Below are 26,920 nucleotides of genomic sequence, written 5' to 3' on the forward strand. Positions count from 1 at the left end.
AGGCCCGATGAGAGCAACCAAAGGGCTATTGAAAGGCCTGAACCCGACCATGGCCATGACGGCCCTCACCGTCATCACCCTGTTCCTGCTGTTTGGCGTCTTTGTGCCCGAGACGGCCGCCGCCTGGTTTACCGGCGCCAAGGATCAGATCATTGCCGGGTTCAAGTGGTACTACATTCTGGTGGTCGCCCTGTTCCTGTTCTTCGCCGTCTATCTGATGTTCAGCCGCTTTGGCAGCATCCGCCTGGGTGACGACGATCAGGTACCGGAGTTCGGCTACTTTGCCTGGTTCTCCATGCTGTTCAGTGCCGGCATGGGCATAGGTCTGGTGTTCTGGAGCATTGCAGAACCCATGAATCACCTGCAGGGCAACCCCTTCATCACCGAAGGGATGACGCCGGAGGCGGCCCAGATCGCCATGCGGCTGACCTTTTTCCATTGGGGTCTGCACCCCTGGGCCATCTATGTGATCGTCGGCCTGTCGCTGGCCTTCTTCAGTTATCGCCGCAAATTGCCCCTGGCCATTCGCTCCGTGCTTTACCCCATTCTCGGTGAGCGCATCTACGGCTTCTGGGGCCATGCCGCTGACGTGCTGGCGGTGTTCGGTACCGTGTTCGGGGTGGCGACCTCCCTCGGTCTCGGCGTCTCCCAGATGAATACCGGTCTGAACCAGATGTTCGGCATGGCGGTGTCGCAGTCCAATCAGCTCTGGCTCATCGGCGGCATCAGCCTGATCGCGACCCTGTCTGCGGTCTCCGGTGTGGGGCGCGGGGTCAAGATCCTCTCCGAGCTCAACATCTGGCTGAGCGTCTTCGTGCTCGGCCTCTTCCTGGTGCTGGGGCCGACCACCTATATCCTCAACGCCTATGTGCAGAACATAGGTGACTACCTGCAAAACATCGTCAAACTGAGCTTCTGGACCAACACCGAAGCCAACGGTACCTCGGCCTGGCAGTCGAGCTGGACCGCGTTTTACTGGGGCTGGTGGATCGCCTGGGCACCGTTTGTCGGCATGTTTATCGCCCGTATCTCCAAGGGCCGTACCATACGTGAGTTCGTGCTCGGCGTGCTGCTGGTACCCTCCCTGCTCGGCATGTTCTGGTTGACCGTGTTCGGCGGTACTGCCATGAACCTGGAGCTGTTCGGCGGCGGTGGCGTGGTGGCGGCGGTCAATCAGGACGTGACCATGGCGCTCTACAAGACGGTGGACCTGATGCAGTGGGAGACCTTCGGCTGGATCGCCAAGGCGGTACTGACCCTGCTGATCTGCACCTACTTTATTACCTCCAGCGATTCGGGCACCCTGGTCATCACCACGCTGCTCTCCATCGGCGATCAGGATCCTCCCGTGTTGCACCGCGCCATCTGGGGCCTGGGGCAGGGGCTTGTCGCCGCTATTTTGCTGGTGTCCGGTGGATTGGCAGCCTTGCAGGCGGCTAGCATCATAGCCGCACTGCCGTTCTCGGTGATCATGCTGGCCATGTGTTACTCCCTGGTGCTGGGGCTCAAGCAAGAGAGTCAGCATCAGTTCGAGTATCGACAGAAGCTCAAGCGTCACCCCGGCTCGGTCAACCTGAGCCTGATGGATCGCATAGGTCCGGGCTGATGGCCTGACAATCAAATTGTGCAAAGTAAAAGGGGAACCGTGAGGTTCCCCTTTTGTATGCTGCTGTAGTCGGCTGGCGGTTAGAGCATCTGCTTGAGGCGATAGAGCAGATCCAGCGCCTGACGGGGGGTGAGCTCGTCCGGGCGAACCGCCTCCAGCTCATCCACTACAGGGTGGGATTGGGGCAGCAACGGTATGGAGGCAGGGCGAACTTCCCCTGTGGCCAGGGGCGTGGCGCTTTCGAGCTCCGCCAGCTTGTGGCGAGCCTGATTGATCACCGATTTCGGTACCCCCGCCAGCGCCGCCACTTGCAGGCCGTAAGAGCGGCTGGCCGCGCCTTCTTGCACCGCGTGCATAAAGGCGATGGTGTCGCCGTGCTCCACCGCATCCAGATGGACGTTGGCCAGCCCCTCCATCAGCTCCGGCAGCCGGGTCAGCTCGAAGTAGTGGGTGGCGAACAGGGTGTAGGCGCCAATCTTGCTTGCCAGCTGCTCGGCGCAAGCCCACGCCAGGGAGAGACCATCGTAGGTGCTGGTGCCGCGGCCAATTTCGTCCATCAGCACCAGACTGCGGGCGGTGGCGTTGTTGAGGATGTTGGCTGTTTCTGTCATCTCCACCATAAAGGTGGATCTGCCCGATGCCAGGTCATCCGACGCCCCGATCCGGGTGAAGATGCGGTCTATAGGGCCGATGCGGGCGCTGTCGGCGGGCACGAAGGCACCGATATGGGCCAGCAGCACGATAAGGGCCGTCTGGCGCATATAGGTGGATTTACCCCCCATGTTGGGGCCCGTGATGATCAGCATCCGCCGTTCCCGTTCAAGCCGGATCGGGTTGGCGATAAAGGGATCGCTCATCACCTGCTCCACCACCGGATGACGGCCCGCCTCGATCAGGATCTGATCCTCGTCAATCAGGGTCGGGCAGCGGTAGTCCAGGGTCTCGGCCCGCTCGGCCAGGTTGGCCAGCACATCCAGCTCTGCCAGCGCGGACGCCGACTCCTGCAGATCGCCGAGGTGGGGCAGCAAGGTGTCGAGCAGCTCTTCGTAGAGCCGTTTCTCCAGCGCCAGCGCCTGTGCCTGGGCGGTGAGCACCTTGTCCTCGTATTTTTTGAGCTCGTCTATGATGTAGCGTTCGTTGTTCTTCAAGGTCTGACGGCGGATGTAGTGGGCCGGTACCAGATGGCTGTTGGCGCGGCTCACCTCGATATAGAAGCCGTGCACCCTGTTGTAGCCCACCTTGAGGGTGTTGATGCCAGTCAGCGCCTTCTCGCGCTCCTCGATGCGGGCCAGACTGGCGGTGGCGCCGTTGGCCAGATCCCGCAGCTCATCCAGCTCCTGATTGAAGCCGTCACGGATGACGCCCCCATCGCGGATCAGCACGGGCGGCACCTCCATCACGGCGCGCTCCAGCAGGCTCAGCAATTCGGGGAAGGTGCTGGCCCGTTCGGCCAGTTGCTGTACCGCTTCGTGCCGGTTGTCCGCCAGCAGGCGCTGCAGCTCTGGCAACTGGGCAAACGCCTGACGCAAGCGAGTGAGGTCGCGGGGGCGGGCAGAGCGCAAGGCGAGGCGAGCCAATACCCGCTCCACGTCGCCGACCTGGCGCAGCAGGGCGCCCAGCTCGTCATAAAGGTTCTGCTCGATCAGCTCCTTGATGGTGCTCTGGCGACCTTTCAGGATCACCCGATCGCGGATCGGCTGGTGGATCCAGCGTTTGAGCAGGCGGCTGCCCATGGGGGTGGCGGTGCGATCCAGCACCTCGGCCAGGGTATTTTCATAGCCGCCCGCCAGATTCTGGGTCAGCTCCAGGTTGCGGCGGGTGGCGGCATCCATGATGACCGCATGGTCCGGCTGCTCGAGGCGCACGCTACGGATGTGGGGCAGGGCGGTGCGCTGTGTATCTTTCACATACTGCATCAGGCAGCCGGCGGCGCACAGGGCTGTCTCGCTCTTGTCGACCCCAAAGCCCACCAGATCCTGAGTGCCGAACTGCTGGCACAGCAGCTTGCGGGCTGTGCCCAGTTCAAACTCCCACTCGGGGCGACGGCGCAGGCCGCGGCGACCCTCGACGTGCTGCAAAAACGCGAAGGATTCCGGATAGAGCAGCTCGGCCGGGTTGGTGCGTTGCAGCTCCGCCAGTAAAGTCTCTTCCTTGTCGAACTGGTTGATGAAGAAGCGGCCCGAGCCTATGTCCATGGTGCCGTAGCCGAAGCGACGGCCATCGTGATAGACGGCGGCGATCAGGTTGTCCTGTCGCTCCGAGAGCAACGCCTCGTCGGAGACGGTACCCGGGGTGATGATGCGAATGACCTTGCGCTCCACCGGCCCCTTGCTGGTGGCGGGATCCCCCACCTGCTCGCAGATGGCGGCAGATTCGCCGAGCTGTATCAGCTTGGCCAGGTAGCCTTCGATGGCGTGATAGGGCACCCCCGCCATCGGAATGGGGTTGCCTGCCGACTGGCCGCGCTTGGTCAGGGAGATATCGAGCAGTTGGGAGGCCTTGCGGGCATCGTCGTAGAAGAGTTCGTAGAAGTCACCCATCCGGTAGAACAGCAATATCTCGGGGTTCTCGGCCTTGAGGCCAAGGTACTGCTGCATCATGGGGGTGTGCTGCTGGATGTTTTCTATGTTAATCAATGTGCATCCACCATTAAGTCGTTGTTTTTGAGCTGTGTTGTCATCTGGCATCGGGTCTGTGATGTGCTGTTTTTCCACGGATGAGGAGCGCCTGAATGAGAGGCTCGATGAGGCGATCATCCGAGGAGGATATTGAGTCTGGTGCGCGTCAGCCCGGGTGGCAAAGCGTCACACCACAACCAGGGCCACGAGTTGGTGCCAATCTTATCATCCCTGCCGCGCCAACAAAGGCCATGCATTCACAAAATCATCCGGACTACCCGCAACAGGGAAAATGCCAAAAACAGAGTGCAGAGATAGTGCGGGCATATTGATCATTTCAACTATTCTTGTATAGTTGAATCCATTCCATGGGTTGAGGGATTCCAAATGCACAAAGATGTGGCCACCAGGGTGTTCGAGTCTCTCGCATCCGGTATCCGTCTCGATGTATGGCGCTTGCTGGTCAAGGCCGGGTTGGAAGGGCGGGTGGCCGGTGAGCTCGCTGGCGAGCTCGACATTGCACCGAACAGCCTCTCGTTTCACTTGAAGACCCTGCTTCACGCCGGACTGGTATCGGTGGAGCAGGAGGGGCGTTTTCTGCGCTATCGCGCCAATATCCCCCTGATGCTCGATTTGATCGGTTATCTCACCGAGGAGTGCTGTGCCGGTCACCCCGAAGCCTGTGGCGTGATGCGGGCCGAATCCGGCTGCTCGCCCCATGTATTGCCCGAGCAATCTTGCTGCAATAAGGAGTAATACCATGTCAGTTATCCAGATTTTCGATCCGGCACTGTGCTGTGCCAGCGGTGTGTGCGGAACCGAGGTTGAACAGCGCCTGGTGAGCTTCGCCGCCGACCTCGCCTGGGCCAAGGGGCAGGGGGTTGCCATAGAGCGATTCAATCTGGCCCAGCAACCCATGGTGTTTGCCGAAACTGCGGCGGTGAGTGCCTTTCTTGTCCACGCGGGAGAGGAAGGCTTGCCGCTGGTGCTGGTCGATGGTCAGGTGGTGCTGACAGGCCGTTACCCCAGCCGCGCAGAGTTGACCCGCTATGCCGGTCTTGCGTCACCGAACGCGCCTGAAAGCGGTGGTACAGAAATCGATGATGCTGAAGCCAATCCGCTAGCCGCCGGGCCGGGCAAAGCCGGTGCCATCAAAGGGATCGTCAAGAGTGGATCCTGCTCCGGCAGCAGTGGTTGCTGCTAAGCGTCACCCTTTAGTTGGCAAGCGCTCTGTTCGGTCAATTGCCTCGTTATTCCTGATAGGAGTCTCTTATGTCCCCGTTTCTGAACTACTCGTTTCTCAATGATGCGCCCCCATTTCTCTTTTTCACCGGCAAGGGTGGCGTAGGCAAGACATCGCTGGCCTGTGCCAGCGCGGTCGCCTTGTGTGACAGTGGCAAACGGGTACTGCTTGTCAGCACGGACCCGGCCTCAAACGTAGGCCAGGTGTTCGATACCCAAATAGGCAACAGCATTACCGCCATCGTGGCAGTCAGTGGGTTATCAGCACTGGAGATTGACCCGCAAGCCGCCGCACAAGCCTATCGGGAACGGATCGTCGGCCCGGTGCGTGGCAAGTTGCCCGACAGCGTGGTGCGCAGCATCGAAGAGCAGCTCTCTGGTGCCTGCACCACAGAGATTGCCGCCTTTGACGAGTTCACCGCCCTGCTGACCGACAGCAAGCTGGTAGGGGAATACGACCACATAGTGTTCGACACGGCGCCCACAGGTCACACTATACGTCTGTTGCAACTGCCGGGGGCATGGAGCGAGTTTTTGGAGCAGGGCAAGGGCGATGCTTCCTGTCTGGGGCCATTGGCGGGACTGGAAAAACAGCGTAGCCAATATGCAGAGGCCGTTGCGGCCCTGTCAGATGCCGGGAAAACCCGGCTTATTCTGGTCGCCCGGGCGCAAGCCTCGACCCTGCGTGAAGTGGCGCGTACCCATGACGAGCTGGCGACCATCGGCCTTGCCAATCAGCAACTGGTTATCAATGGCATCTTCCCGCAAAGCGAGCTGGCGGATGACCCCCTGGCGATTGCCGTATGGCAACGTGAGCAGCAGGCTATGGCTGATATGCCAGCGTTGCTGGCCAGTCTTCCACAAGACAGAGTGCCGCTGTTGGCCACCAATCTGGTGGGGGTGGACAGCCTGCGCCAGTTGCTCGGTGCAGCGCCTGTCAACGGGACCGACGAGGTCGAGCGCCCGGCCGTCGAATCACAGGACCAGCTACATCCTGGCTTGAAGCAACTGGTCGACGAGCTGGCCACCGATGGTCATGGGCTCATCATGCTGATGGGCAAGGGCGGTGTGGGTAAAACCACCCTGGCGGCAGCGGTGGCGGTGGAGCTTGCCAGTCGGGGCCTGCCGGTTCACCTCACTACGTCAGATCCCGCTGCCCATCTGGGAGAGACACTGGCAGGGGCACTGCCCAGCCTGGAGGTCAGCCGCATCGATCCCCATGCCGAGACTGAACGTTACCGTGCCCAGGTGCTGGCCACCAAGGGGGCGAGTCTGGATGCCCAGGGTCGCGCCCTGCTGGAAGAAGATTTGCGTTCCCCCTGTACCGAAGAGATTGCCGTGTTTCAGGCCTTCTCGCGGATCATTCGTGAGGCTGGCAAGCGCTTCGTGGTGATGGATACCGCGCCCACCGGCCACACCCTCTTGCTGCTCGATGCGACCGGTGCCTATCACAGGGAGATTGCTCGTAATATGGGGGGCAAGGGGATGCACTTCACCACCCCCATGATGCAGCTGCAAGACCCGAAACAGACCAAGGTGATGATAGTCACCCTGCCCGAGCCCACCCCTGTGCAGGAGGCGGCCAACCTGCAAGCTGACCTGCGCCGTGCCGGTATCGAGCCCTGGGCCTGGGTGGTCAATCACATGCTGGCCCCGGACAGCGTCACCTCGCCCCTGCTGGCCCAGCGAGCCTATCGTCAGCAGCCCCATATCGACGCGGTCAAAGGTGAGCATGCCCGGCGTTATGCCGTTGTGCCCTTGCAGGCCGTCGAGCCGGTGGGTGTCACGGCGCTGCAAGCGCTGTGTCACCCTGTCCACAGGGCGGGGTGACATGCATCAGAGCGAGTTTACTGCCAAGGAGCAACCAACAGAGGCATTTGCCCGGGTTGAGTCCTTCATTTCATCCAACCCTCATGGAGTCTCTTGATGAGTACTACAGCCTGCTGCGATCTGCCCGTCAGCAAAAAAATGAGCTTTCTCGACCGCAATCTCACCCTCTGGATCTTTGTCGCCATGGGCATGGGGGTCGGGATTGGCTATCTGTTCCCTCAGGTTGCCCAGTGGAACGAGGCCATGTCGGTCGGCACCACCAATATCCCGCTCGCCATCGGCCTTATCCTGATGATGTATCCGCCGCTCGCCAAGGTGAATTACGGCACCATGGGGGCCATGACCCGCGACCGTCAGGCGATAACCCTCTCACTGGTAATGAACTGGTTGGTCGGCCCTATCCTGATGTTTGTCATTGCCCTGACATTCTTGCATGACTACCCGGACTACATGGTGGGTCTGATCCTGATCGGGTTGGCACGTTGCATCGCCATGGTGCTGGTGTGGAACGATCTGGGCGGCGGCAACAAGGAGTACGGAGCGGGTCTGGTGGCGATTAACAGCGGTTTTCAGATCCTCACCTACAGCTTTATGGCCTGGTTGTTTATTACCGTGCTGCCACCCCTGTTTGGTTTGCAGGGTTTCGCGGTGGATATCACCATGCTGGATATCGCCGAAAGCGTGCTGATCTATCTGGGTATTCCCTTCCTGGCGGGCTTCCTGAGCCGTAAATACCTGGTCAAGGCCAAGGGGGAGCAGTGGTATACCGAGCGCTTTATCCCGGCTATCTCGCCCATCACACTGATCGCCTTGCTGGCCACCATAGTGCTGATGTTCAGCCTCAAGGGTGAGATGATCGTCGAGCTGCCGATGGATGTGGTGCGCGTTGCCATCCCGCTGGTGATCTACTTTGTGCTGATGTTCTTCACCAGCTTCCTGGTCGGCAAGAAACTGGGTATTCCCTATGACAAGAATGCTTCCATCGCCTTCACTGCCACCGGCAACAACTTCGAGCTGGCCATTGCGGTCTCCATCGCCGTGTTTGGCCTGAATTCGGATCAGGCCTTTGCCGGTGTGATAGGCCCGCTGGTGGAGGTGCCTGTCTTGATCTCCCTGGTCAATGTGGCTCTTAGAATGAAACGCAACTATCCAAACGCAGAGGCTTAATCATGCATGACACCCAGATCACCATTTACCACAACCCGGCTTGCGGCACCTCCCGCAATACGCTGGAACTTATCCGCAACTCAGGGGTTGAACCGACCGTCGTTCACTACCTGGAGACACCGCCGAGCCGCGAGACCCTGGTTGCGCTGATTGGGGCCATGGGGATGCCGGTGCGCGACCTGCTGCGCAAGAACGTCCCTCCTTATGAGGCGCTGGGACTGGCTGAGGAGAGGTTCAGCGATGATGAGTTGATTGACGCCATGCTGGATCATCCCATCCTGATCAACCGTCCCATAGTGGTGACCCCGCTTGGCACCAAGCTGTGCCGCCCGTCAGAAGTGGTGCTGGATATCCTGCCGAGCCCCCAGCAAGGCGCCTTTACCAAGGAAGATGGGGAACAGGTGGTGGATGCAGCGGGAAACCGCATCAAGTGACACGCACGAGCGGTGCGCCCTCTGTCTGATGACGGCATGGCAGCCGCACGAACATGAGCTCTACGGTTGGCTGCTCAGGCAATCGGGCAGCCTTGTAGATACCTATGTTCTGCTGCAAGAGACTTGCTTGCGGGCTATGCGCCAGCAGGGAACGTTTTGCGTCATCGAGAATGCCAGCGCTCGACCAGCTCACTCTGGATAGACGGATGTGCGCCCCATCTCCGGCTGGTTCAGGTGGCGAAGCAGGTGCGGGAGCAGGTGTCCGGCATCTGGCCCGACGCCTCTGAGGGTTGCCGAGGCAAAATTGCGTTGCTTGGGCAGGCCGACAAAGTACAAGCCGGGGACATGCATGGCGTGCCCGTCGCGTTGCATCACCTGACCTCGTTCGTTCGTCACGGGCAGGCCCTCGAGAAATGTCAGGTTGGGACGAAAACCTGTGGCAAACACCAGACTGTCAACGGCTTCATGCTGGCCATTCGGCCAGACAATGCCGCTTGACGTTACCTGGGTGAACATGGGGCGCTGCTTGAAATAACCGGTTTTCAGCGCCTTTCTGTAGGTGCCGTCGTCCAGTACCGGTGTGCTCTGGTCGTTCAGCCAGCGGGTTTTCTCCAGGCCTGTCCATTTCAACCAGCTATGAAAATCTGCCCCCAATATCCGCTGGGGGGCGAACCGGATTGCTTCTCGGGTGGCCAGTGTCACAGTGGCCACGCTGGCGAGATCGTAAGCGATCTGGACGGCGGAGTTCGCCGCGCCAATGACGATGACGCTTTGCCCGCGAAAAGGCGCCGCATGTCGATAGTCGGCACTGTGCAGCCGGGTGCCCCTGAAACTTTCCAGTCCAGGAATGTCGGGCAGGTAGGGGCGGCTAAAGGCCCCCGATGCCACTATCACGGCGCTTGCCAGCATGCCTTGGCCGTTGGCGGCAGTTATCTGGAAGCCTGCATCTGCTCGCGCGACCTGGGTGACCTGAACTCCCTGGCGAACAGGTAGCGGGAAGAGGTCGGCATACTGCTCAAGGTAACGCACCACCTCATCACGTCCGGGATAGTGGCCAGGTGCGCCGGGGAATGGCATACCGGGGAGGGAAGAGTAGGCAGCTGGCGAGAACAGCTCAAGGCTGTCGTAGTAGTTGCGCCAGTTCCCGCCAGGCCGCGCTTGCGCGTCAAGTATCACGAAGTTGAGCCCCTGCTGTTTCAAGTGCCAGCCACAGGCCAATCCGGCCTGACCTGCGCCTATGACAACCACATCCAGTCGCTGATCAATCGAGTTCATATGTGCGCATCCATGCACATGTAAAGCGCTGATGCGCAGTGATCAGCCATTTGGCAAGACAGGGATGTTGGGACACCCGCCGTTTTGATCGTGGCGCCGGGTCGTAAAAATAAAAAAGGGCGCCAATGATGGCGCCCTTTTGCGGGTTTTATGAAACCCTGATCAACCCGTGTTGCGCATGCCTGCGGCAATACCGGCGATGGTGACCATCAGCGCCTGATCCAGTTCGGGATGCAGGGTCTCGGTGTGGTTGCGCGAGCGGCCCAGCAGTTCGACCTGCAGCACGTTGAGGGGATCCGTGTAGGGGTTGCGCAGATTGATGGACTCCTTGATCCAGGGCTGGTCGTCCAGCAGGTCTCCCTGCGGGCGCAGCTGCAGCACGATCTGGATGGCGTCGGCAAGCTCCTGGCGCAACTGCTTGCCCAGATTCCACAGCTCTTGCGGTACCAGACGGGTGTCGTAGTACTCGGCGAGCCAGAGGTCGGCCTTGAGGAACACCATCTCCAGCATCTCGAGGCGGGTGCGGAAGAAGGGCCACTGGCGGCTCATCTCTTCCAGCACGCTCTTCTGACCGTCAGTGATGGCATGTTCCAGCCCCTTGTGGGCGCCAAGCCAGGCCGGCAGCATCAGCCGGTTCTGGGTCCAGGCGAAGATCCAGGGGATGGCGCGCAGACTCTCGACGCCGCCGTTGGGCTTGCGCTTGGCCGGGCGTGAGCCGAGCGGCAGCTTGCCAAGTTCCATTTCAGGGGTGGCGGCGCGGAAGTAGGGCACGAAGTCCGGATGACCGCGCACTATGCTGCGGTAGTGATCGCAGGAGACGGTGGCAAGTTGTTCCATCACGGCGCGCCAGCTCTCTTTGGGCTTGGGCGGCGGCAGCAGGTTCCCTTCCAGCACGGCGCTGGTGTAGAGGTTCAGGCTGTGAATGGCGACTTTCGGCAGACCGAACTTGAAGCGGATCATCTCGCCCTGTTCGGTCACTCGCAGCCCACCGCGCAGGGATCCTGGCGGTTGGGACAGGATCGCCTGATGGGCGGGGGCGCCGCCACGGCCGACGGTGCCGCCACGGCCATGGAACAGGGTCAGGCGCAGATTGCTGGCTTCGGCCAGTGCCACCAGAGATTCCATGGCAGCGTACTGGGCCCAGCCGGCGGCCATCATGCCCGCATCCTTGGCGGAATCCGAGTAGCCGATCATCACGTACTGGCGACCCTGGATATAACCGCGATACCAGTCCACCGACAACAGGCGCTCCATTACGGCGGTGCCCGCCATCAGGTCTTCCTGGGTTTCGAACAGGGGGGCGACCGGCATGCGGAACTTGCAACCGGCTTCTTTCAGCAGCAGCTGTACCGCCAGTACATCGGACGGGGCGCCCGCCATGGAGATGATGTAGATGCCGAACGCATCCGGGTCGTGTTGGGCGATCACCCGGCAGGTGTCTATGGTCTCGCGGGTCTCGTCGCTCGGCTCCCAGTCGGTCGGGATCAGGGGGCGGCGGGAGTTGAGCTCATTGAGCAGGAAGGCCTGCTTGTCGTCTTCGCTCCACTCTGCGTAGTCGCCCATGCCCAGATAACGGGTCAGCTCGGAGAAGACCTGGCCGTGGCGCTCGCCATCCTGACGGATATCCAGCTTGACCAGATGGATGCCGAAACAGGCCAGCTTGCGCAGCACGTCCAGCAGCATGCCATCGGCGATGTTGCCCATGCCGCAGGCGTGCATTGAGTGGTAGCAGAGCTCCAGCGGCTCGCGCAGCTGGGCTGTGGTGGTGATCAGGTCGCGGCTCTCGCTCACCTGACCCTGCACCTTGGCGGTGAGGTATTCCTGGGTCTCGCGCAGCGCTTCACGCAGCTCGCGCACCAGGGCGCGATAGGGTTCGGGGTGATCGCCCACCCGCTCGCGTACGGCGTCGGTGCAGTCGGACATGGAGAGCTCGGAGGTGAGCTCCTTGATGTCCTTGTAGAAGAGGCTCACTGCCATCCAGCGGCCCAGTTCCAGTACCTCTGCGGTCACCTTGGCCGTGACGAAGGGGTTGCCGTCGCGGTCACCGCCCATCCAGGAGGTGAACTTGACCGGCGCGGCATCCAGCGGCAGCCGCACACCCAGGTGCTGTTGCAGACGCTCGTCCAGATTGCGCATGAATTCGGGAATGGCCGGCCAGAGGCTGTTTTCCACCACGGCAAAGCCCCACTTGGCTTCGTCTACCGGTGTCGGGCGCTGCTCGCGGATCTCGTTGGTGTGCCAGGCCTGATTGACCAGCTGTTCGATGCGATTGAGGATCTTGTCCCGCTCGCGGGGCAGCAGATCGGAGAGTTCCAGCGCTTCCAGGCAGTCGTTGAGCTGGACGTGTTTGTGGATCAGGGTTCGACGGGTCACCTCGGTCGGGTGAGCGGTCAGCACCAGATCGATATCCAGCTCGCGCACGGCCTGGATGATGGCCTCCTGCGACAGGTTGGATGCCTTGAGTTTGGCGAACATCTGCTCCAGCGGATCCGGTGTGCAGACCTGCTCTTCGCAGCGGCGGGAGATGGTGTGGAACTGTTCGGCCACGTTGGCCAGGTTGAGGAACTGGCTGAAGGCGCGGGCCACCGGCAACAGCTCGTCATCGCTCAGGGTTCGCAGGGTTTCGAGCAGACGTTCCCGGTCTGCCTCATTGCCTTTGCGGGAGGACTTGGCCAACTGGCGAATGGTTTCGATCTTGTCGAGGAAGGCTTGTCCCTGATGATCCTTGATGGACTTGCCCAGCAGTTGACCCAGCATGCCTACGTTGGCGCGTAGAGCGGCGTACTTTTCGTTCATTCCACATCCTTATCTGGTTGGTGTCTCTCTCCATCCGAGGTGAGAGACAGCCTCACTTATTGTTGTGTGATTACAACATATGCTCCGTCATCTTAGGGTGACAATCTACCCAGATTGTCTGCGCAAGGTCAAATAACAGGCCGATTCAGAACATGTATTTCCTTCACCTGTCCCAGGCAGACTGTCAGTAACTTACTTACATACCCTATGGCTTACAGGCAGAAGCGGCGGATCAGGTGTTGCAGCACTGCCGTGGTGGGTTTGACGAACGACAGATCCAGGTATTCGTCCGGCTGGTGGGCCTGGGCTATGTGACCAGGGCCCATCACTATCGTCTGGCATCCCAACTGCTGGATAAAGGGCGCTTCGGTGCAGTAGTTCACCGATTCCGCCTTGTGCCCGCTCGCCTGCTCCGCCTCGCGCACCAGCACTGAGTCGTCCGCGCAGGCATAGGCAGGAATGGGCTCGTGCAGGTGCTGCAGGTGCAGGCAGCCCGGCTGGTGAACCTCTATGGGGGCGAGCGCCTCTTTGAGCATGCCCATCAGCTCGTCCGGCCCCACTTGCGGGGTGGGACGTATGTCGATGTGCAGCTCGCAGCAGCCGCAGATGCGGTTCGGGCTGTCTCCCCCATGTATGTATCCCAGATTCAGCGTGGGTTGCGGCACCGCGAACCGGTAGTCGGCATAGGTCTCTTCCAGACGCAGTTGCAGGCGCAGCACCCGCCCCATGGCCTGATGCATGATCTCCAGCGCATTGACGCCGTTGGCGGGATCCGAGCTGTGACCGCTCTTGCCGGTAATGCGGATCGCTTCTGACATGTGACCCTTGTGGGCCACCACGGGCACCAGCCCGGTCGGTTCGCCGATCACCGCATAGTCGGGTTTGATCTCGGCCGCGGCGGCGATGGCGCGTGCCCCCGCCATTGTGGTCTCTTCGTCGGCAGTGGCGAGAATGCGCAGCGGCTTGGTGAGTTTGGTGAGGTCGATCTCTTTGAGCGCTTCCACTATGAAGGCGAAGAAGCCCTTCATGTCGATGGTGCCGAGGCCGTACAGGCGGTTGCCCTCTTCGGTCACCTTGAAGGGATCCTTGCTCCAGCCCCCTTCGTCGAACGGCACTGTGTCCGTGTGGCCCGCCAGCAGCAGACCGCCTTCTCCCTGGCCTATGGTGGCCACCAGATTGAACTTGCCGGGCAGCTCCGGCAGCGCCGTCACTTCACACTGAAAGCCGAGTTGGCCGAACCAGTCGGCCAGCAGCCGGATCACCGCCTCGTTGCTCTGATCCCAGTGCGGATCTGTGCTGCTAATAGAGGGAATCGCAATAATATTCTTATAAAGTGCAAAAAAATCCAGATTGGCCATCAGCTGCTCCTTGCGTCCCCGGAACGTTTCTGTTAGAAAATACAAATGCAAAGTGAGTGCATGAATATTCTGTGAGTTTGCCTGAATTCGTGGCTCATCAACAAGGCTTCTAGTTGTAAGGGAAAGTTAATGTTCTGTCACCTGATCTATAACCGACGACACAACCCCGCCTGAATTGCCCCTCCGCACTCGTTGCATTGAAGGGGCGGTTCCTCACCCCTTGCACTGTCTGCAGCGCCATGCTGTGAATTTCGAACTCTGACTTGGAATACTCAAAAATGCTTAACACCGTTATCGTCGGTGCCAGTGGCTACGCGGGAGCCGAACTGGCCGCACTGGTCCAGAACCATCCTCAACTCAAGCTGTTCGGTCTCTATGTTTCCGCCGGCAGCCAGGATGCCCACAAGCGCTTCTCTTCTCTGCACCCCCAGTGGGTCGGCGCGCTGGATCAGCCGCTGCTGCCGCTGGATGAAGATGGCATGACCCGGATCCTGACCCAGGCCGACCTGGTGTTGCTGGCGACCGCCCATGAGGTGAGTGCCGAGCTCGCACCCAAGTTCCTGGCCAAGGGGCTGCCGGTGTTCGATCTCTCCGGCGCCTTCCGGGTCAAGGACCAGCAATTCTACTCCTCCTTCTACGGCTTCACCCACGAGAACGAGCAGTTGCTGGAGCAGGCCGCCTACGGTCTGGCGGAATGGAACAGCGATGCCATTGCCGCCGCCCAGCTGATTGCTGTGCCAGGTTGCTACCCGACTGCTTCTCTGTGCGCCCTCAAACCGCTGCAACAGGCCGGTCTGATTGCCGAGGGATGGCAGCCCATCATCAATGCGGTATCCGGCGTCTCCGGGGCCGGTCGCAAGGCAGCCATCAATACCAGTTTTTGCGAAGTGAGCCTGAGTCCCTACGGCACCTTCAACCACAGGCATCAGCCGGAGATCAGCCACCACCTGGGCAAGGAGGTGTTGTTCCAGCCCCACCTTGGCAACTATGTGCGCGGCATCCTGGCCACCATTTATGTGCAGCTGGCGGATGGCGTGACGCCGACCCAGGTGGATCAGGCATTCCTCAAGGCCTACGAAGGAAAACCCCTGGTGCGCCTCACCGGCCAGATGCCCTCCATCCGTGGCGTGGCAAGCACTCCCTACTGCGATATCGCCTGGCAGCAGCAGGGCAATATGCTGGTGGTGGTCTCTGCCATCGACAACTTGCTCAAGGGCGCTGCCTCCCAGGCAATGCAATGCATAAATATTAAATTCGGTTTTGACCCGGCCACCGGCCTGATTTAAGAAAGGATTGAGAGATATGGACAAGCAGACACTGGTTATCAAGTTGGGTGGCGCCCTGATTGAGAACGACGAGGCGCTGACCGCCCTGTTCGGCACCCTCAAAACGTTTCTGGATGAGCAACACAGACCCCTGGTGCTGGTGCACGGTGGCGGCTGTCTGGTGGATGACCTGCTCAAGGGATTGGGCCTGAGTTCAACCAAGAAGAACGGCCTGCGGGTCACCCCGTTCGAGCAGATCCCCTTCATTGCGGGTGCGCTGGCCGGGACGGCCAACAAGCAGATGATGGCCAAGGCCATCGCCACCGGCATTCCGGCCGTGGGACTCTGTCTGGCCGATGGCGGTCTGTGCCAAGTGACCCAGCTCGATCCGGATCTCGGTGCGGTCGGTGATTGCCAGCCGGGCAACCCTGCGCTGGTGACCGGTATCCTGGGGCAGGGGTTCCTGCCCGTGGTGAGCTCCATCGGCATCACGGCCGATGGCCAGCTGATGAACGTCAACGCGGATCAGGCTGCCACCGCCATCGCCGAGGCGCTCGGTGCCGACCTGGTGATGCTGTCGGACGTGAGCGGCATTCTGGATGGCAAGGGCAAGCTGGTGCCGCAGTTGAACAAGGCAACCGCACTGGATCTGATGGAGAAGGGCGTGATCAGCGATGGTATGGCGGTCAAGGTGAAAGCCGCCTTGCACGCCGCCGAGACCCTCGGCAAGCCGGTCTGTGTCGCCAGCTGGCGTTACCCGGATCAACTGCTCAAGCTGCTGGCTGGCGGTGCCGTCGGCACCCAAGTCACCCTCTAACCCTGGCTGGAAAAAGGAACCTCCGATGCAACATCTTCTGAAAGATAGTGATCTGAGCAAGGCTCAGATCGAGGCGCTGATAGCGCTGGGGAAAGCGGTCAAGGCCGACCCGAAAAAGTACAGCCAGGCGCTGGCGGGCAAGAGCGTGGTTACCCTGTTCGAGAAGCCCTCTTTGCGTACCCGGGTGACCTTCGACATCGGCATCGCCAAACTGGGCGGCCATAGCGTCTATCTGGATCAACAGAACGGTGCCCTGGGCAAGCGGGAATCGGTGAAGGATTTCGCCGCCAACCTGTCCCGCTGGTGTGACGCCATCGTCGCGCGGGTATTCGATCACCAGACCCTGGTTGACCTGCAAGCCTACGGCTCTGTGCCCGTGGTCAACAGCCTGTGTAATCTTTACCACCCCTGTCAGGGGCTGGCCGACTTTATGACCATTGCCGAGCATTACGACGATCTGTCGAAGGTGAAGCTTGCCTACCTCGGCGATGGCAACAACGTCAGCCACTCTCTGCTGCTGCTGGGGGCGACCCTGGGTACAGACGTGACCCTGATCTGCCCGAAAGGCTATGGCCCGGATACCCAGATCTTCCTGCAGGCCCAGGCGCTGGCGGCCGATTCCGGCGCCACCATTCACATCAGCGATGACGTGGGCGACATTGAAGGGTTTGACGTGGTTTATACCGATACCTGGGTCTCCATGGGTGACAACACACCAATGGAGCAGGTAAAAGATATCTTCATGCCTTATCAGATCAACCAGGCCCTGCTTGAGCGCACCGGCATCCAGCACGTGCTGCATTGCCAGCCGGCGCACCGGGAGCTGGAGATCACTTCCGACGTCATGGACGGGCCTGCTTCCCTCATCATGGATGAGGCAGAGAACCGGATGCATATCCAGAACGCCGTGCTGCTGACCCTGCTTGGCAACAAGTAGCGGAATAAGCAACGCGGCCACCGACCCTGAATTACAACACCTTATCGAATCATCATGGAGAGAAGTAAAATGAGCGGAATCAACAAGATCGTACTGGCTTACTCGGGCGGACTGGATACCTCGGCCATCATTCCCTGGCTCAAAGAGCACTACGATGCCGAAATCATCGCCTTCGTCGCCGACGTGGGTCAGGAACGTGACGATCTGGAAGGAATCGAGCAGAAAGCCATCGCTTCCGGCGCGGTCAAATGCATCGTCAAGGATCTGCGGGAAGAGTTCGTCAAAGAGTACGTCTATCCGACCCTGAAAACCGGCGCCGTCTATGAAGGCACCTACCTGCTGGGCACCTCGATGGCCCGTCCCATCATTGCCAAGGCGATGGTGGAAGCGGCCCTGGCGGAAGGTGCCGATGCCATCTCCCACGGCTGTACCGGCAAGGGCAACGATCAGGTGCGTTTCGAAGGCGCCGTGGCTGCCCTGGCACCCCAGTTGAAAGTGATCGCCCCCTGGCGTCTGTGGGACATGCGCTCCCGGGAAGATCTGCTGGCCTATCTGGAAGCCCGCGACATTCCCTGCAAGGCGACTCTGAAGAAGATCTACAGCCGTGATGCCAACGCCTGGCACATCTCCACCGAGGGTGGCGAGCTGGAGAGCACCTGGAACGAGCCGTCCGAAGCGGTCTGGCAGTGGACCGTCTCTGCCGAGCAGGCACCGAACGAGCCGGAATACGTCAAGCTGACCGTCGCCAAAGGCGAAGTGGTTGCCGTGGACGACCAGCCGCTGAGCCCGCACCAGATCCTGACCACCCTGAACGAGCGTGCCGGCAAGCACGGCGTGGGCCGGATCGACATCACCGAAAACCGCATGGTGGGCATGAAGTCCCGTGGCTGCTACGAAACTCCGGGCGGTACCGTCATGGTCGCCGCACTGCGCGCCGTGGAAGAGCTGGTACTGGACAGACCGACCCGCGCCTGGCGGGAAAAGCTGGGTGCCGAGTTCTCTCACCTGGTCTATGACGGTCGCTGGTTCACTCCGCTGTGCAAGGCCATTGTCGCCTCCGCCAATGCCATCGCCGAGGATCTCGACGGTGAAGTCATTCTGAAGATGTACAAGGGTCAGGTCACTGCGGTGCAGAAGAAGTCGCCGAACAGCCTCTACTCCGAAGACTTCGCCACCTTCGGTGCCGATGAAGTGTATGACCAGAGCCATGCAGAAGGCTTTATCCGTCTCTACACCCTGGCCAGCCGGATCCGCGCCATGAAGGAGCAGCATCAGGCGATCGGCGGTGACCACACCCACGGCTAAGCTGACGCCAATCCGCTGATACAGGTGAGGGGGCATGGCCCCCTCTTTTATCAGCCCTCCCATATGGCGGGGTGTGAGCAGAGCGGCAGCGCCTCGGCCGCTTCTGTGAGATAACAGGCTCGCAGAAAAACAGGGCACGATTTCAAGCTCGACGGCGCAAGGCGCCGCCGACAACGCATTCAAGGAGAGCAGTATGGCACTTTGGGGTGGACGCTTCAGTCAGGGAGCCGATAGCAGGTTCAAGCAGTTCAACGATTCGCTGCGGTTCGATTACCGGCTGGCGGAGCAGGATATCCAGGGCTCCATGGCCTGGGCCAAGGCGCTGGTGAAAGTGGGCGTATTGACCGCCGACGAGCAAGGAAAGCTGCAACAGGCGATGGAAGTGCTGCTCGCCTCGGTACAGCAGGATCCCCACCAGATCCTCAATTCCGATGCCGAAGACATTCACTCCTGGGTCGAAAGTCAGCTCATCGCCGCCGTCGGCGATCTTGGGAAGAAGCTGCACACCGGCCGCTCGCGCAACGATCAGGTCGCCACCGACCTCAAACTCTGGTGCAAGGCGCAAGGGGAGCTGCTGCTCGGCTCCATCAGTGCCCTGCAATCCGGGCTGGTCGCCTCTGCCCGTGCCAATCAGGCTGCCGTGCTGCCGGGCTACACCCACTTGCAGCGCGCCCAGCCCGTCACCTTCGCCCACTGGGCGCTGGCCTATGTGGAGATGCTGGAGCGGGACTATTCCCGTCTGCAGGATGCCCTGAAGCGGCTCGACACCAGCCCGCTTGGCTGCGGCGCCCTGGCGGGTACCGCCTATGCCATCGACCGTGAAGCGCTGGCACTGGACATGGGCTTTGGCGGTGCGACCCGCAACAGCCTGGATTCGGTATCGGACAGGGATCACGTGGTGGAGCTGATGCACGTGGCGTCCCTCTCCATGACCCACCTGTCGCGCTTTGCCGAAGACCTTATCTTCTACAACACCGGCGAGGCGGGCTTTGTCGAGCTCTCCGATGCGGTCACCTCGGGTTCCTCCCTGATGCCGCAGAAGAAGAATCCGGATGCGCTTGAGCTGATCCGTGGCAAGACAGGTCGGGTAGTTGGCGCCCAGATGGGCATGCTGATGAGCCTGAAGGCACTGCCGCTGGCCTACAACAAGGACATGCAGGAAGACAAGGAAGGGCTGTTCGATGCCCTCGACACCTGGCACGACTGCCTGGACATGGCGGCGCTGGTGCTGATCGACCTGAAGGTGAACGTCGAGCGTACCAAGGCGGCGGCCCAGGGCGGCTATGCCAATGCCACCGAGCTGGCGGACTATCTGGTGGCCAAAGGGATACCCTTCCGTGAGGCGCACCATATCGTCGGCGAGACAGTGGTCTATGCGCTTGAGGTGAAGAAGCCGCTGGAAGATCTCTCGCTGCCCGAGTTCCAGCGCTTCAGCCCCGTCATTGGCGAGGATGTCTATCCCAATCTGGAGCTGGAAGCGACGCTGGCCAAGCGAGTCGCCAAGGGTGGCGTCGCCCGCGAGCTGGTGGATGCGGCCCTCACCGCCGCCGAACAGTGGCTGGCCAAGCGGGCTGGCTAAAGCACAGCGGATTGATTCCAATGAGCACAAGACGGCAACCCCAGGGGTTGCCGTTTTTTGTTTGCCTGATGATGAATGAAGGGGAGGGGGATTGCCTGCCCAGATGCCAGGAAAAAGAGACCGTATCCTCAGCTCTGGTGCGTGGCATGGGCCCGCTGCACCGCCTGGGTGAGCAGGCTTTGCAACTGGCTCTCGGCCTCACCGGATCCATTGCCTGCTCCCAGCAGTACGACCCCCAGCGTGCCCGGCGACGGCAGCGCATCGGCCAACGGGGAGAGAGACGCCGGCATACCGATGGCAGAGCGCACTGTGATCCCGAGCCCTGCCTGCAAGGCCGCCCAGATCCCGCCCAGGCTCTGGCTGGTGAAGGCGATGCGCCACGGGATACCTGCATCGTCCAGAGCCTTGAGGGCCCGTGAACGCATCAGGCAGGGGGCATCGAAGAGCACCAGGGGCAAGGGCTCTCCGCGTGCCAGCAGGGGGGCCGGATCCCAGTTCGGGTGAGCAATCCACTGGAGTGACACCAAGTCGATGAGATGGGCGTCCATCTTCTCTTCCGGGTGCTGCCAGGCCAGGGCCATGTCGAGGGTTCCCTCCCTGATCCCTTTCATCAGCTGCGCATTGCGATCGATGCGCGTCGTCATGTGCAGCGCGGGGTGCTGACGGCAGAGGGGGCCCAGCACGGCAGGTAGTAGGGATTCACCAAAATCTTCCTGAACCCCCAGCCTGATCTCCCCTTGCAGCAGTTCCCCTTTCAGGGCAAGCACGGCTTCGTCATTGAGCTCAAGCAGCCGTTTGGCATATCCCAGCAGTCGTTCGCCACTGGCCGTTGGGACCAGGTGGCGGCCCCTCTTCATGACCAGTTCGGTACCGCATTGCTGTTCGAGTTTTTTCAACTGGGCGCTGACCGCCGAGGTGGAACGGCACAGCCGCTGCGCCGCCAGCGCAAAGCTGCCACAGTCCAGTCCAAGGACATAGCTGCGCAGAGCATCGAGATCCAGGTTCAGGGGAAGGGGTTGCATGATAGTCCTGATAATCGGGATTGTTTGTCTTGAACGTTTTGATTTTTAAAATTGTAGCAGTGATAGAGAGTGGCTTCACCAACCAAGGAGATTGCCATGACCCATCCTGTTCTTGATCGTGACGACCTGGCGCGGGCAGCGCCGAGACTGTCCCAGCTGGCGGAAGAGACGCTGTTTGGCGATATCTGGCAGCGACCCGCATTGTCTGCGCGTGAACGCAGCCTGATCACCCTGGCCATACTGGCGTCGCTGGGCCGGGTGCAACAGCTGCCGTGGCACATAGCGTTTGCCCAGCATAACGGCCTGACACGGGAGCAGCTGGAGGAGCTGTTCACCCATCTCGCTTTCTACGCCGGATTGCCTGCGGCGGTCACCGCTGTGAGCTACCTGCCCAGTCGTGAGGAGCCGCACCCATGCCGCTGACCCGTATCACTCTGCGCGAGGGGATGAGTGACGCGCGCCTGCAGCAAGTCTCCGATCTCTATCATGAGACCCTGGTGGAGGTGTTTGATGTACCGCGGGAGGACAAATTCCAGATCCTGGAGGCCTTGCCAGCCAAGGCGCTTGTTTATCATCCCCACTATCAGACCGGCCGCCGGGACGGAGACTTCATCCTCTTCCAGATCCTGGCGGGGAAGCCGCGCAGCACTGAGGTCAAGCAGCGGCTCTATCTGCGGCTTGCCGAGCGTCTGCACGCAGACATGGGCATTCACCCCGACAACCTCATGGTGGTCATTCAGCTGAATGGCAGCGAGGAGTGGAGTTTCGGACGGGGTCTCATGTTTCGGCAGGGGGTGATCTTATGATCGCCATGCATTACAGATTCACCCTGCCGGCGGATTACGACATGGGGCTTATCGAAGAGCGTATCGCCAGCAATGGCACCAAACTCGACGGCTTCCCCGGCTTGCTGTTCAAGGCCTATCTCTATGGCCGCCATGACGAGGCCGCGCTGCCATGCAGGGAGAATCGCTATGCCCCCTTCTATGTGTGGCAAAGCGTCGAGGCGATGCGCATTTTCCTTGTCAGCGAGGGTTTCGCGGCGCTCACCAGGCACTTTGGCTGGCCCCATATCGAGACCTGGCATCTGCTGTCAGCCCCGCAGATGGAGGCGCTTGACCAGGCCAGGGTGGCCATCTTGCGGCGCACCCGCATTGCGCCGCACTGCAGCCTGGCCGAGCTGCACACCGGGGCCATGCTGAGCGGATGGGATGTTTCCCGTTGGCAATGGCTGGAGGTGGATCTCCTGCCGTCGCCCCCGCCGACGATACCGGCAGGGGCCGACGCCTATCACATTGGTTATCTGGCCAAAGGCGTTCCAGCCTGAGTGGGTGACGACGACATGAGGGGGATCCATGTCCTCACTCGTCATTTCACCTGCATGCGGCGTTAAACCTGGTTTGCAGTGAAGTGCTGGTGTTTGGCGCTTGATGGTCGTTGCCAGCCGCATACGATCAAGGTCCTCGTAGGATGTCGGCAGGCAGATTCGAGATGACGGCGCTCGCCTGGCGGGGCATGATCTCGAGGCATTGCGTACGGACACACCACCCTGGATAAAGGAGCCTGCATGTATCTGCCATCCCATTTCGAAACGCCTGACCTCGCGTCGCTGCACCAACTGATCCTGGCCCATCCGCTGGGGGCCCTGATCACCCACGGTGAGCGGGGGCTGGATGCGAACCATCTGCCGTTTGAGCTGGATGCCGGGAGTGGTGAGCAGGGCGTATTGCGTGCCCATGTCGCCCGCAACAACCCGCTCTGGCAGGAGGCCAGCAATGGCGACGAGGTGTTGGTGATCTTCAAGGCTGCAGATGCCTACATCTCACCCAACTGGTATCCGAGCAAGCAAGTGCATCACCAGCAGGTGCCGACCTGGAACTACAGCGTGGTACATGCCCACGGCCGAATTCGTATCCACGATGATGCCCGCTTCGTGCGCCGTCTGCTGACGAACCTGACGCGGCGTCATGAATCCGCCGAGCCCGCCCCCTGGAAGATGGCGGATGCGCCGAGGGAATATATTGAGGCCATGGTGCAGGCTGTTGTTGGTATCGAAATCGAGATAACCGGGCTGGTCGGCAAGTTCAAACTGAGTCAAAACAAGGCGGATGCGGATCGTCAGGGCGCGGCAGACAGCTTGCAAGCGCGTGGGCAGGTAGAGATGGCAGAGTCTATGTTGAGTCCACCATCGTCGCTGCCACAGCAATAGATTATCCCGTCTGGTCTCAATAAAAGCGGCAACCCAAGGTTGCCGTTTTTATGTGTTTATTTGCAATCAGGCACTGGCATTGAGCAGCTTGCCGACCCCTTCGCCCTTGCCATTGGGCAGGATCTGCTTGAAGGCGCTTAGCAGTTGATCCAGATTGAGGTCGCTGCTGCCCAGTGTGCCTTTGAGGGTATCGAGTCTGCTTTGCAGGGCATCCAAGCGGGTGCTCTGGGTGCCGTTGGCGAGCTGGTTGCGGGCTGTGTCTATGGCCTCGGTCAGAGAGTGGCCATTGTTTTCCTGACCCAGAGTCTGCATCAGTTCGCTCATAAACTGGTTGATGGCGGGGCGGTTCTGCTCGCTGTCGGCATCCTTGACCCCCAGCCGCTGGAACAGGCTCTGGACTGTGGGGGGCAGGCGTTCTTCCTGTACCGGCTCAGGTTCGGGCTGGGCTTTGGCGCTGCTGCTCAGCAGATAGCTGCCCAGCTTGAGGGCTATCGAGGCGATGGGAAGCAGGGTGCTGATCATGATGTCACTCTCCGGTACGGCTGATGACAATGACAGAGCAGGGATTGAGCCAGGTTGGCGAAAAATACAGCAATCTAAGACAGGGTCCTGATCCTGCTGTGAATTTAGTTTTTGGGGTTATATGGGGGAGGGGAAGGATTGCGGGAAAAGCGGCAAACCCTTGCAGCGCCAGGCTGGCCGGTTTGCCGCCGAGGTCGCCGGATCAGAGCTCCCTGAAGGGGCGACGCTTCTCCTCTTCGATGACGATGGCTTCCAGGTTGGCAATACGCTCCTGCAACTTGTTGATGATCACATCCTGCTTTCCGAGGCGGTCAGTGATGCGGGCATCTCCCAGCTGGTAGCGTGCTCGTTTGGTGAGATAGCCGAACAGCATGCTGATAAAGACGATCAGGACTATGCCTGTCCACATGGTCATGAGTGACTCCTTGTCGATAAATACGCGAGAAATAGCCCTGTTGTCTCATACCCGGTGAGGGGCCGCAATGCCCGCTCTGGTGGTGAGCATGAGCCCTGTGATACCCGGGCTTATGCCATCAGTTGCCAAGAACTGGATGCCAGCCATGTTTGTCGTGGTAGCGGGTCTTGTCCCCTCAGACCCCCTGCCAGAGGGGGCGTCCCAGCCAGAGTCCCCACAGGGTGAGGTGCAGCAGTACGATAAACCAGAACACCAGCCGGTAGCTGCCCTTCTGGGTTTTGTGGCGCAGCCAGTGACGGGCGACCAGCGCCCCGGGCCAGCCACCGCACAGCTCCAGCAGATGGAGGCGAGATTCGGGGATGCGCCAGCCGCCGCGAATGGCCTGCCGCTTGTCGTGGGCGTAGGCCAGTACCGTCAGCAGGCTCATGGTGGTGAGGATGGCGAGCGGCCACCAGTTGGCGTCAGCCAGGCCAAGCCAGGCGGTCCAGAGCAGGGGAAACAGGGCGAGCCAGATCACAGTGCCAGCTCCCAGCCACGGGGGGCGTCAGGGCTCAGACTGCGGATCACGCGAGCGGGGTTGCCCACTGCCACCGAGTCGGCGGGGATGTCGCGAGTCACAACGGCGCCAGCCCCTATGATGGAACGCGCCCCTATGGTGACACCGGGGCAGATGATGGCGCCGCCGCCAATCCAGCAGTCATCGCCTATGTGTACCGGCTTGTTGTAAGCGGTCCAGTTGCGGCGCTCCAGGTAATCCATGCTGTGGGTGGCCGTGTAGATCTGCACGTTGGGGGCCAGCAGCACATGGTTGCCGATATGCACTTCACCCACATCGAGAATGGTGACGTTGAAGTTGAAGAAGGTCTGCTCGCCTATGTGGATATTGCGGCCAAATTCACAAGTGAAAGGAGTGCTTATCCAGCTGGAAGCGGGACAGTGGCCGAACAGCTCGCCGCACAGGCGCTGGCGCAGGGGGTGATCCCCGGCGGATGACGCATTGAGTTGTGCCAGCAGCGCCTGACCCCGGATCCTGTCATCCGCTATCTCCTCGCTCTGGCTATCCAGGGCGCCGCCCGCCAGTATCTTGTCCCAGTCGCTTGCCATGCTCGTCTCTCCTCATGTGCCAAGAGGAGCCAGTATACGCCACCCGTCTTGCAGCGTCAGGCTGTCACTTGCTGCAAGATCAGGCGCTTGGCCAGATGAGCGGCAGGATCAGCAGGGCAGAAACCAGATAGGGCAGCAGCACCATGAGCCCCAGCCGGCGCCCGCCAATACCCAGTGCCAACACGCCTTTCACCAGCGAGTTGACCAGCCCTGCCAGCAGTATGCCCCGGGCCGCGACCTCCAGCCCCAGCTCTTTGTGGGAGAGCTGGGAGAGCGACAGGGTAATGGCGTCCACGTCCGTGATCCCCGACACCAGTGCCAGCAGATAGACACCCGAGTCACCCACCCGGCTTTGCAACAGTGTTGCCATGAAACCTATCAGCGCCAGCAGCAGGCCGAACTTGATGGCGGTGGCGAGATCCAGCGGATTGCTGGTTCTGGGCTGCACTGGCCCGTCGGTCAGCGCTTCCCGCTGGCGCCAGAACCAGAATGCAAAGCCGTAGACAATGACTGCCAGCAGCAGCAGGGGAGCGGCGAGGCGCATCGCCAGCTCCTTGTGGATCAGCAATACCAGCACCAGCAGCCGCACCCACATGGTGGCTCCCGCCAGCAGTATGCCGGTGGCCAGCAGCCGCTCCAGTCCGCCCTGCTCCTTGTTGAGGCGGGCAAACTGCAAGGTGAGAGCGGTGGAGGAGGCGAGCCCCGCCAGCATGCTGGTGAGCACCAGTCCTGCGCGGGTGCCGAGCAGACGCACCGCGAAGTGGCCACAAAACGAGATGCCGGCGATCACTACCACCATCAGCCAGATCTTGAAGGGGTTGAAGGCATCGAGGGGCCCCATCTCCTCGTTGGGCAGCACCGGCAGCAGCACCAGGGAGATAAGCAGAAAGCGCAGTGTGGCGTGAAATTCGGTTTCGCTGAGAAACAGCATCCCTTGCTGGATCTTGCCCTTGAGCCCCATCAAAAGGGCGGCCAGCACGGCGCAGGCCACCGCCTCGCTCGGGCTCAGCAGCACGGACATCAGCCCCAGCAGATAAGTGAGCAGCATGGCCACCGAGCTGGTGAGGCCGAACTCCCCCTGCCAGCGCTGGGCCAGCCAGACCGAGAGGCCGCAGCCCATGACCACAGCCAGCAGACCGAGCAGCGGCAGCCAGGGGCCCAGGGTCGGCAACAGCAGGGCGCAGACGCCGCCGAGCAGGCCGATGAGGCCATAGGTTCGCATCCCGGCGATGCGCTGGTTGTCCCCCAGCTGGCGCACTTGCCAGCCACGCTCCAGCCCTATGATGAGGCCGATGGCCAGCGACACCAGGGCGCCATTGACGGGGTCTGCATTGATCCACATAACGACTTCCTTTTCGCTGTGTGATTGCCTTGAACCCATGATGGCACAGGCTGTACCGGGGCAGAGAGGCATGGCTC

Annotated in this window: 25 protein-coding genes; 15 read left to right on the plus strand and 10 right to left on the minus strand. The window is 60.9% G+C overall.

Annotated features, from left to right (window positions below; translation table 11 throughout):
• Window positions 1–7: 7 nt before the first annotated feature.
• The gene (locus OKC28_RS00610; RefSeq protein ID WP_021139693.1) at window positions 8–1,606 is read left to right on the plus strand and encodes a BCCT family transporter; all 1,599 of its coding nucleotides are present in this window, start codon (window positions 8–10) and stop codon (window positions 1,604–1,606) included.
• Between the two features lie 80 nt (window positions 1,607–1,686).
• Here the strand turns inward: OKC28_RS00610 and mutS are convergent, their stop codons facing one another.
• Complete coding sequence (mutS, locus tag OKC28_RS00615; protein WP_265455169.1) at window positions 1,687–4,242, minus strand: DNA mismatch repair protein MutS; 2,556 nt, start codon at window positions 4,240–4,242, stop codon at window positions 1,687–1,689.
• A 369-nt stretch (window positions 4,243–4,611) separates the two neighbouring features.
• Here mutS and OKC28_RS00620 point away from each other — a divergent pair, with 369 nt between their 5' ends.
• The 5 genes from OKC28_RS00620 (at window position 4,612) to arsC (ending at window position 8,897) form a co-directional block, all read left to right on the plus strand.
• Window positions 4,612–4,980: an ArsR/SmtB family transcription factor gene (locus OKC28_RS00620; RefSeq protein WP_270686640.1), complete on the plus strand. Its 369-nt coding sequence runs from the start codon at window positions 4,612–4,614 to the stop codon at window positions 4,978–4,980.
• A gap of 4 nt (window positions 4,981–4,984) precedes the next feature.
• Window positions 4,985–5,428 carry an arsenite efflux transporter metallochaperone ArsD gene (arsD, locus tag OKC28_RS00625; protein WP_270686642.1) on the plus strand — a complete coding sequence of 148 codons (444 nt, stop codon included), beginning with the start codon at window positions 4,985–4,987 and terminating at the stop codon, window positions 5,426–5,428.
• Between the two features lie 68 nt (window positions 5,429–5,496).
• Window positions 5,497–7,296, plus strand: coding sequence for an arsenical pump-driving ATPase (gene arsA / locus OKC28_RS00630; RefSeq protein ID WP_270686644.1), 1,800 nt, complete (start codon window positions 5,497–5,499; stop codon window positions 7,294–7,296).
• Between the two features lie 96 nt (window positions 7,297–7,392).
• Window positions 7,393–8,463 carry an ACR3 family arsenite efflux transporter gene (gene arsB, locus OKC28_RS00635; protein ID WP_270686646.1) on the plus strand — a complete coding sequence of 357 codons (1,071 nt, stop codon included), beginning with the start codon at window positions 7,393–7,395 and terminating at the stop codon, window positions 8,461–8,463.
• 2 nt (window positions 8,464–8,465) lie between these two features.
• Window positions 8,466–8,897, plus strand: coding sequence for a glutaredoxin-dependent arsenate reductase (gene arsC / locus OKC28_RS00640; RefSeq protein WP_021139687.1), 432 nt, complete (start codon window positions 8,466–8,468; stop codon window positions 8,895–8,897).
• A 189-nt stretch (window positions 8,898–9,086) separates the two neighbouring features.
• Here the strand turns inward: arsC and OKC28_RS00645 are convergent, their stop codons facing one another.
• From OKC28_RS00645 to argE, 3 genes are all read right to left on the minus strand, one after another.
• Window positions 9,087–10,172: a flavin-containing monooxygenase gene (locus tag OKC28_RS00645; RefSeq protein WP_270686648.1), complete on the minus strand. Its 1,086-nt coding sequence runs from the start codon at window positions 10,170–10,172 to the stop codon at window positions 9,087–9,089.
• A 162-nt stretch (window positions 10,173–10,334) separates the two neighbouring features.
• Window positions 10,335–12,968 carry a phosphoenolpyruvate carboxylase gene (gene ppc / locus OKC28_RS00650; RefSeq protein WP_021139685.1) on the minus strand — a complete coding sequence of 878 codons (2,634 nt, stop codon included), beginning with the start codon at window positions 12,966–12,968 and terminating at the stop codon, window positions 10,335–10,337.
• A gap of 212 nt (window positions 12,969–13,180) precedes the next feature.
• The gene (gene argE, locus OKC28_RS00655; protein ID WP_270686651.1) at window positions 13,181–14,326 is read right to left on the minus strand and encodes an acetylornithine deacetylase; all 1,146 of its coding nucleotides are present in this window, start codon (window positions 14,324–14,326) and stop codon (window positions 13,181–13,183) included.
• Window positions 14,327–14,604: 278 nt separating this feature from the next.
• Between argE and argC the strand changes: the two genes are divergently transcribed.
• The 5 genes from argC to argH all read left to right on the plus strand — a co-directional run bounded on the left by argC (window position 14,605) and on the right by argH (window position 20,229).
• Window positions 14,605–15,612 (plus strand): N-acetyl-gamma-glutamyl-phosphate reductase, encoded by a 1,008-nt coding sequence (gene argC / locus OKC28_RS00660; protein ID WP_021139683.1) that lies wholly within the window; start codon window positions 14,605–14,607, stop codon window positions 15,610–15,612.
• Between the two features lie 16 nt (window positions 15,613–15,628).
• Complete coding sequence (gene argB, locus OKC28_RS00665) at window positions 15,629–16,408, plus strand: acetylglutamate kinase (RefSeq protein WP_058395388.1); 780 nt, start codon at window positions 15,629–15,631, stop codon at window positions 16,406–16,408.
• A gap of 25 nt (window positions 16,409–16,433) precedes the next feature.
• Entirely contained in the window at window positions 16,434–17,345 is a 912-nt protein-coding gene (locus OKC28_RS00670; RefSeq protein ID WP_021139681.1) for an ornithine carbamoyltransferase, read from the plus strand.
• A gap of 69 nt (window positions 17,346–17,414) precedes the next feature.
• Window positions 17,415–18,650, plus strand: coding sequence for an argininosuccinate synthase (locus OKC28_RS00675; protein WP_005313759.1), 1,236 nt, complete (start codon window positions 17,415–17,417; stop codon window positions 18,648–18,650).
• A gap of 193 nt (window positions 18,651–18,843) precedes the next feature.
• A complete protein-coding gene (gene argH, locus OKC28_RS00680) occupies window positions 18,844–20,229 on the plus strand; it encodes an argininosuccinate lyase (protein WP_111588055.1) in 1,386 nt (461 codons plus the stop codon).
• Window positions 20,230–20,357: 128 nt separating this feature from the next.
• On the opposite strand, the gene OKC28_RS00685 is transcribed toward argH, so the two are convergent.
• The gene (locus OKC28_RS00685; protein WP_270686660.1) at window positions 20,358–21,251 is read right to left on the minus strand and encodes a LysR substrate-binding domain-containing protein; all 894 of its coding nucleotides are present in this window, start codon (window positions 21,249–21,251) and stop codon (window positions 20,358–20,360) included.
• A 96-nt stretch (window positions 21,252–21,347) separates the two neighbouring features.
• Between OKC28_RS00685 and OKC28_RS00690 the strand changes: the two genes are divergently transcribed.
• From OKC28_RS00690 to OKC28_RS00705, 4 genes are all read left to right on the plus strand, one after another.
• Window positions 21,348–21,674, plus strand: a complete 327-nt coding sequence (locus tag OKC28_RS00690) for a carboxymuconolactone decarboxylase family protein (protein WP_059168822.1) — start codon at window positions 21,348–21,350, stop codon at window positions 21,672–21,674.
• Window positions 21,665–22,057, plus strand: a complete 393-nt coding sequence (locus OKC28_RS00695; RefSeq protein WP_270686663.1) for a tautomerase family protein — start codon at window positions 21,665–21,667, stop codon at window positions 22,055–22,057. The genes OKC28_RS00690 and OKC28_RS00695 overlap by 10 nt, the downstream gene beginning before the upstream one ends.
• Window positions 22,058–22,062: 5 nt before the next feature.
• Complete coding sequence (locus OKC28_RS00700; protein ID WP_270686665.1) at window positions 22,063–22,578, plus strand: DUF4865 family protein; 516 nt, start codon at window positions 22,063–22,065, stop codon at window positions 22,576–22,578.
• Window positions 22,579–22,818: 240 nt separating this feature from the next.
• The gene (locus tag OKC28_RS00705) at window positions 22,819–23,460 is read left to right on the plus strand and encodes an FMN-binding negative transcriptional regulator (protein WP_270686667.1); all 642 of its coding nucleotides are present in this window, start codon (window positions 22,819–22,821) and stop codon (window positions 23,458–23,460) included.
• Window positions 23,461–23,526: 66 nt separating this feature from the next.
• Here the strand turns inward: OKC28_RS00705 and OKC28_RS00710 are convergent, their stop codons facing one another.
• The 5 genes from OKC28_RS00710 to OKC28_RS00730 all read right to left on the minus strand — a co-directional run bounded on the left by OKC28_RS00710 (window position 23,527) and on the right by OKC28_RS00730 (window position 26,843).
• Complete coding sequence (locus OKC28_RS00710) at window positions 23,527–23,982, minus strand: hypothetical protein (RefSeq protein WP_265461937.1); 456 nt, start codon at window positions 23,980–23,982, stop codon at window positions 23,527–23,529.
• A 202-nt stretch (window positions 23,983–24,184) separates the two neighbouring features.
• Window positions 24,185–24,397 (minus strand): hypothetical protein, encoded by a 213-nt coding sequence (locus OKC28_RS00715; protein WP_058395380.1) that lies wholly within the window; start codon window positions 24,395–24,397, stop codon window positions 24,185–24,187.
• Window positions 24,398–24,572: 175 nt separating this feature from the next.
• The gene (locus OKC28_RS00720; protein ID WP_059111779.1) at window positions 24,573–24,914 is read right to left on the minus strand and encodes a DUF1294 domain-containing protein; all 342 of its coding nucleotides are present in this window, start codon (window positions 24,912–24,914) and stop codon (window positions 24,573–24,575) included.
• Window positions 24,911–25,501 carry a sugar O-acetyltransferase gene (locus tag OKC28_RS00725; RefSeq protein WP_059168818.1) on the minus strand — a complete coding sequence of 197 codons (591 nt, stop codon included), beginning with the start codon at window positions 25,499–25,501 and terminating at the stop codon, window positions 24,911–24,913. The genes OKC28_RS00720 and OKC28_RS00725 overlap by 4 nt, the downstream gene beginning before the upstream one ends.
• A 79-nt stretch (window positions 25,502–25,580) precedes the next feature.
• Window positions 25,581–26,843, minus strand: coding sequence for an MgtC/SapB family protein (locus tag OKC28_RS00730; protein ID WP_087756551.1), 1,263 nt, complete (start codon window positions 26,841–26,843; stop codon window positions 25,581–25,583).
• Window positions 26,844–26,920 lie beyond the last annotated feature (77 nt).

The organism is Aeromonas sp. D3, assembly GCF_027705025.1.
Lineage (GTDB): Bacteria > Pseudomonadota > Gammaproteobacteria > Enterobacterales > Aeromonadaceae > Aeromonas > Aeromonas salmonicida.